Origin of the sequence: Nocardia sp. NPDC058480 (genome assembly GCF_042720495.1) — a bacterium.
Lineage (GTDB): Bacteria > Actinomycetota > Actinomycetes > Mycobacteriales > Mycobacteriaceae > Nocardia.
Genome location: NZ_JBHXMN010000006.1, coordinates 211,383 through 217,424 on the forward strand (window position 1 = coordinate 211,383; position 6,042 = coordinate 217,424).

Below are 6,042 nucleotides of genomic sequence, written 5' to 3' on the forward strand. Positions count from 1 at the left end.
ACGATGACTGCTACCGAACAACAGTGGGACCATGAGGTCGGCTTCCTCGTGGTCGGCAGCGGCGCGGGCGGGTTGACCGGCGCGCTCGCCGCCGCCGATCGCGGGCTGGACACCCTCGTCATCGAGAAGGCTTCGGTGTACGGGGGCAGCACCGCGCTGTCGGGCGGTGGCATCTGGGTACCCAACAATCCGGTGCTGCTGCGCGAGGGCCTCGGCGATTCCCGCGCCGAGGTGCGCGCCTATCTCGACGCGGTCGTCGGTGACCGGGTGCCGACGAAGAACCTCGACGCGTTCATCGACGAGGGCCCGCGCATGCTCGCCTTCCTCGAGACCAGCCCGCACCTGCGTTTCCAGTGGTGCACCGGCTATTCCGACTATCACCCCGAAGCGCCGGGCGGGCGAGCGGCGGGTCGGTCCATCGAGCCGCTGCCGGTCGACCTCAAACAGCTCGGCGCGGACGAGGAGCTACTGCGTCCCGCCGCGCTCGCGACACCGCCGGGACTGTTCATCACCTCCAAGGACTTCGTCCAGCTCAATATGGTGACCCGCACCTGGCGGGCACGCTGGACCGCGCTGCTGACCGGTCTGCGGGCGGTCAAGGCGATCGTGTTGCGCAGGCACATGGACACGCTCGGCCGGGCGCTGATCGCTCGGTTGCGGCTGGCCGTGCGCGATGCCGGGGTACCGCTGTGGCTCGACACCCCGCTGCGCTCGCTGATCACCGACGACACCGGCGCGGTGCTCGGTGTCCTCGCCGAACGCGACGGCCGGGAGATCCGGATCAGGGCGCGCGACGGTGTGCTGCTGGCCACCGGCGGGTTCGAGTTCAACCAGGCCATGCGCAAGGACTACCTGCCCGAGGGCGGGCGCGACAATTTCAGCGCGGCATCGGCGGACAACACCGGCGACGGCATCGTCGCGGGCGAAAATGTCGGCGCGGCAGTCGATCTCATGGATGACGCGTGGTGGATGCCGTCGTTCCAGCGCCCGGAGGGCATCAATCAGGTGCTGGTGTCGGAACGGTCGATCCCGCGCTCGATCATCGTCGACAGCACAGGCGAGCGCTTCACCAACGAAGCTTCCCCGTATGTGACGTTCGTGCATGCCCAGCTCGCGGGCGGCCACGATCCGGCCTGGCTGATCTTCGACGCGAAAGCCAAGAGCCGCTACCCCATCGGCGGCATCGTGCCCGGCCAGAAGTTCCCGTCCTCGTGGCTGACGACCGGCCTGATGCGGACCGCGCCCGACATCGAGGGACTCGCCGCCGCGATCGGCGTCCCGGTCGACAGTTTGCGCGACACCGTCGGGCGCTTCAACGGTTTCGCGCGCGACGGGCACGACGCGGACTTCGGCCGCGGTGTCAGCGCCTACGACAACTACTACGGCGATCCGACCCTGGCGACGCCCGCGCTCGATGTCATCGACAAGGGCCCGTACTACGCGTTGCGGGTACGGATCGGCGACCTCGGCACCAAGGGCGGGCTGGTCTACAACGCCGATGCCCAGGTGCTGCGCGCCGACGGCTCGCCCATTCCCGGCCTCTACGCCACCGGCAATACCGCCGCCGCGGTGATGGGCAACGACTACGCCGGTGCGGGCGCGACGATCGGCCCGGCCATGGTGTTCGGCTACATCGGCGCGCGTCACGCTGCGGGCGAGCGGTAAGGCGGGCGGCCATGCAACCCGTCGAATGCGCTACCTGTGGCAACAAGGTGCTGGCAGAGAAGTTCAGTCCGAGCCACACCAGCATCCAGTGGCTCGACGACGCCGAGTCCGCGTGCCCCGAGTTCGCTCGGCGCGCGGCCCTCGGTGAACACAGCAGCTGGATCCCCACCTGCCCCGCCCTGCGCGATTCCGTCGAGAATGCCGTCCGCGCAGGCGTATTGGCGACCGATCAGCTCCGCCACGAACCGGTTCCCGGCCGACTCGGCTGACACCCACGACCAGGAGAGAACCCATGAACAGACTCGACAACCACCGGACGCTGGTCACCGGCACCGAGATCCGCATCGACGGAGGTACCCACGCATGACCGACCTGAGCTACGAGGGCACCCTGCGCGAGATCACCACCGACGCAGGCGTCTTGCGCTACCACGAAGCGGGCGAGGGACTGCCGCTGCTGCTCCTGCACGGATCGGGGCCCGGTGTCACCGGGTGGCGCAACTTCCGCGGCAACCTCGCCTTCTTCGCGCAACGATTCCGTTGTCTCGTCCTGGAATTCCCCGGTTTCGGGGTGAGCGACGACTTCGGCGGACATCCGATGATCACCGCGCTGGATTCGGTGGTCCGTTTCGTCGACGCGCTCGGCCTCGACAGCGTCGACATCATCGGCAACTCGATGGGTGGCGGGGTGGCGCTCAACTACGCCATCGCCCACCCGGAGCGGGTCGGCAAGCTGGTGACGATCGGTGGCATCGGCCGCAACCTCTTCAGCCCCGGCCCCGGTGAGGGCATCAAGCTGCTCCAGGAGTTCACCGAGGAACCCACCCGCGAGCGGTTGATCCAGTGGCTGCATTCGATGGTCTACGACCCCGCGATGGTCACCGAGGAATTGATCGAGGAGCGCTGGATCCAGGCCACCGATCCCGCGACCCTCGACAGTGCCCGCAGGATGTACAGCAAGGCCGCGTTCGCGATGATGATCAAGGCGATGGAGGCCTCCGACGCACCGCCGCCGTGGGCGATGCTGCACAAGGTGGCTGCCCCGACGCTGATCACCTGGGGCCGCGACGACCGGGTGAGCCCCCTGGATATGGCGCTGATCCCGATGCGCACGATCCCGCGCGCCGAACTGCACGTGTTCCCGAACTGCGGGCACTGGGCGATGATCGAACGCAAGGACGAATTCGAGTCGGCCGTCCTGGCTTTCCTCACCCGCAAGGACGGCACGCGCTGCCCCGGAGGTAGTGGAGCCTGCCTCAGCCCACCGCCGCGGTGACCGCGTCGTCGCTGATGTCGATCAGGCGACGGCGCGCCCGCGGATCCACGGCCTGTGCGTGCGGACTGCTCTGCCTTGTGCCGTTGAAATACCCCTGTCACCTGCGACAGGCCCGGATCGCAGATCAGCCGAAGGGCTGCGTCCGCACCTTCGGCGACAGTGCTGATCGGCGTAACGCCGGATTCCACCACCATGAGGGTGGCCGGGTGCAGAGCGTTCACGTCCGGGCAGCCGCCATACCGCTGCGGACTATGACCCTGCGGCGCGTGCGGCGCGGCGGGACAGAGCGGCGAAGGCGTCACGCAGCGCGTCGGGGCCGATGACCTCGATCTCGGTGTCGAAACGCGCCAGCGTCGCGGCGAGCGCGGCCCAGGACCAGGACCCGGTCAGCAGTCTGGTTCGGGCGGGGCCGAGTTCCTCGACGATTCCGTCGCCGACGAACGGGGCCACCTGTGCGGCAGGCAGGCCCAGGACCACCTCGCCGCGACAGGGCCAGATGTTCGCGCTGCCGGAGCCTTTGAACCGGGCAGACAGGAACGCGGCGACGTCGTCACCCGGCACCTGCCGGGGGGCGAAGCGCGGCCCGTTGGGGACGCGCAGCGCCATCCGATCGGCACGATAGATCCGCCAATCCTGCCGCTCGGGATCCCATCCGATCAGGTACCAGCGTCCGCCCCGGACCACGAGGTGGTGCGGCTGCACCCGCCGCGCAGGCCGCATCCCGGGATCTTGCGCGCCTACCGCCGACAGGTAGTCGAACCGCACCTCCTCCGCGGACCGGACGGCGGCGCTCAGTGCGAGCAGAACGGCGGTGTCTACCTGGGGATCGGCACCACGCCCGGCCGTTTCGACCGCGGTCACGTCGAGGGCGTCGACGCGCTGTCGTAGCCGGAGCGGCAGGACCTGCCGCACAGTCGCCACAGCGCGTGCGGCGGCCTCTTCGATACCCGCTCCGGTCCCCACCGCGATCCGCAACGCCACCGCGAGCGCGACCGCCTGCTCATCGTCGAACAGCAACGGCGGCAACTCGCTGCCCGCCTCGAGCCGATAGCCACCCGCCGGCCCTTTGACCGCCTGGACGGGGTAACCGAGCTCGCGCAGCCGATCGACGTCGCGGCGAACCGTGCGTTCGCTCACCGCCAGCCGCTGGGCGAGCAGCGTTCCCGGCCAGTCACGACGGACCTGCAGCAACGACAGCAGCGAGAGCAGGCGGCGGGAGGTCCCCCTCGAAGACTCGATCGGCATGGTCACCAGGCTGCCACGAATAGCGGACGTTCCCTGACCGGTACTGTTGTGAGAGTGGCGTTGTCGCCGGAACCCTCCGGCGGCGACATCACCTCCGAAGGGACCCGATCACCATGTCGGTCAACGCTGTCGCCCACTTGAACTTCCACGGTCAAGCCCGTGCTGCCCTGGAGTTCTACCAGTCGGTTTTCGGCGGGCAGACCACCATCGCCACCTACGGCGATTTCGGGATGCCCGCCGAGTCGCCCGACGCGACCAAGGTGGTGTTCGGCCAGGTCATCGCCGACAACGGCTTCCAGGTCATGGCCTACGACGTGCCCGGAGCGGACGCACCCCTCGCTCAGGGAGCGCCCACTACCCGCAGGGAGAACGGCACCACTCTCACCACGGAACCGTTCTTCCTCTCCGTCCGCGGCGACACCGTCGACGAGGTCGGCGCACTGTGGGAGCGCCTCGCGGACGAGGCAAGCGTCATCGAGGAATTCGGCCCTGCCCAGTGGGCGCCCGGGTTCGGGATGCTGCGCGATCGCTTCGGCATCACGTGGATCCTCGACGTCGCGGCCGAGTACACCCAGGGCTAGCGCTGAGTGCTGCCCGCGTCGATGGGCAGCGTCACGGCGGTGATGTAGCGGCCCTCGTCCGAGGCGAGGAACAGGGCGGCATTGGCGATGTCGATCGGTTCGACCCACGGGATGGGCAGCATGTTCATCGTCACCGCCGCCTCGGCGAATTCCTCGCGGGTGGGATGTTCGCGGTCGGGCCGGAACACCTTGCGCACCATGTCGTTCTGGATCATCGGGGTGTCGACATTGGTCGGATGCACCGAGTTCACCCGGACATGGTGCGGGGCGAGCTCTTTCGCGAGCGAGCGCATCAGGCCCACCACCCCGTGTTTGGCGGCGGTGTAGTGCGCGACGCCGACCAGCCCGCGCAGTCCGGCGATCGAGCTGGTCAGGACCATCGCACCGCCGCCGCGAGCGATCAGGTGCGGCGCGGCGGCCTTGGATGTCTGCCACACACCGGTCAGATTGACGTCGATCATCGTCTGCCACTGCTGTTCGGTCAGTTCCAGTGCGCCACCACTGGAACTGATTCCCGCGGTGGCGCAGACGATGTCGAGGCCGCCCAGCGCCTCGACGCCCGCGTCGACCGCGGCCCGCAGCGCCGCACCGTCGCGGACATCGACGGTCGCGGCGACGATCCGCGCGCCGGTCGCCTCGACCGCGCGCACGGTCTCGGCGAGGTCGTCGTGCGTCGCCCCCGGCGACACCACGGTCTCGACCGGCCCGCAGATGTCCACCGCGATGATGTCGGCGCCTTCCTCGGCCAGCCGGATGGCCTGTGCGCGGCCGATGCCGCGCGCCGCGCCGGTGATCAGCGCGATCTTGCCCGAAACCCGTCCCATGTCACACCTTCTGAGTAAGTCCGGCATCCACCACGAGCTGGATCCCCGTCACGTAACGGGACTCGTCGGATGCGAGGAAGAGCACGGCATTGCTGACGTCGACCGGATCCACCCACGGCACGGGGAGAATCGTGCGACGGGCCAGCGCCTCCGCCGCGTCCTGCTGAGTCGGATTCGGCAGGTCGGGGCGCACTTTGGCGTACACAGCGTCGTTGAGGATCATCGGCGTGGCGACCGAGCCGGGATGCACCGTGTTCACCCGGATCCCGCGCGGGCCGAGCTCGTTGGCCAGGGTGCGGGCCAGTCCGACCACGGCGTGCTTGCTCGCCGAGTAGTGCGCGGCGGCCCCCCCCCCCCCCAAGCCGGGGGGGGGGCGCACCAAAACCACCCACCCCCCCGCCCGCACGGCCGCAACAGTCTCGTAAAAAAAAAAGACCCAGCCCCACACAAAC

7 protein-coding genes are annotated in these 6,042 nt (G+C 69.0%); 4 read left to right on the forward strand and 3 right to left on the reverse strand.

Annotated features, from left to right (window positions below; all coding sequences use genetic code 11):
• Positions 1 to 3: 3 nt before the first annotated feature.
• From ACFWO8_RS17490 to ACFWO8_RS17500, 3 genes are all read left to right on the forward strand, one after another.
• Positions 4 to 1,665: an FAD-dependent oxidoreductase gene (locus ACFWO8_RS17490; RefSeq protein ID WP_378951578.1), complete on the forward strand. Its 1,662-nt coding sequence runs from the start codon at positions 4 to 6 to the stop codon at positions 1,663 to 1,665.
• Positions 1,666 to 1,676: 11 nt separating this feature from the next.
• Positions 1,677 to 1,934, forward strand: coding sequence for a hypothetical protein (locus ACFWO8_RS17495; protein ID WP_378951581.1), 258 nt, complete (start codon positions 1,677 to 1,679; stop codon positions 1,932 to 1,934).
• Between the two features lie 94 nt (positions 1,935 to 2,028).
• Positions 2,029 to 2,940 carry an alpha/beta fold hydrolase gene (locus ACFWO8_RS17500; protein ID WP_378951584.1) on the forward strand — a complete coding sequence of 304 codons (912 nt, stop codon included), beginning with the start codon at positions 2,029 to 2,031 and terminating at the stop codon, positions 2,938 to 2,940.
• A gap of 249 nt (positions 2,941 to 3,189) precedes the next feature.
• Here ACFWO8_RS17500 and ACFWO8_RS17505 read toward each other — a convergent pair whose 3' ends face one another.
• A complete protein-coding gene (locus ACFWO8_RS17505) occupies positions 3,190 to 4,185 on the reverse strand; it encodes a helix-turn-helix transcriptional regulator (RefSeq protein WP_378951587.1) in 996 nt (331 codons plus the stop codon).
• Positions 4,186 to 4,298: 113 nt separating this feature from the next.
• Between ACFWO8_RS17505 and ACFWO8_RS17510 the strand changes: the two genes are divergently transcribed.
• Positions 4,299 to 4,766 (forward strand): VOC family protein, encoded by a 468-nt coding sequence (locus tag ACFWO8_RS17510; RefSeq protein WP_378951590.1) that lies wholly within the window; start codon positions 4,299 to 4,301, stop codon positions 4,764 to 4,766.
• Here ACFWO8_RS17510 and ACFWO8_RS17515 read toward each other — a convergent pair.
• Together ACFWO8_RS17515 and ACFWO8_RS17520 are read right to left on the reverse strand one after the other, a co-directional pair.
• A complete protein-coding gene (locus ACFWO8_RS17515; protein ID WP_378951593.1) occupies positions 4,763 to 5,590 on the reverse strand; it encodes a mycofactocin-coupled SDR family oxidoreductase in 828 nt (275 codons plus the stop codon). The two genes, ACFWO8_RS17510 and ACFWO8_RS17515, sit on opposite strands and share 4 nt — an antisense overlap.
• Before the next feature lies 1 nt (position 5,591).
• A partial coding sequence (locus ACFWO8_RS17520; protein ID WP_378951596.1) for an SDR family oxidoreductase occupies positions 5,592 to 6,042 on the reverse strand: 451 nt, incomplete at its 5' end.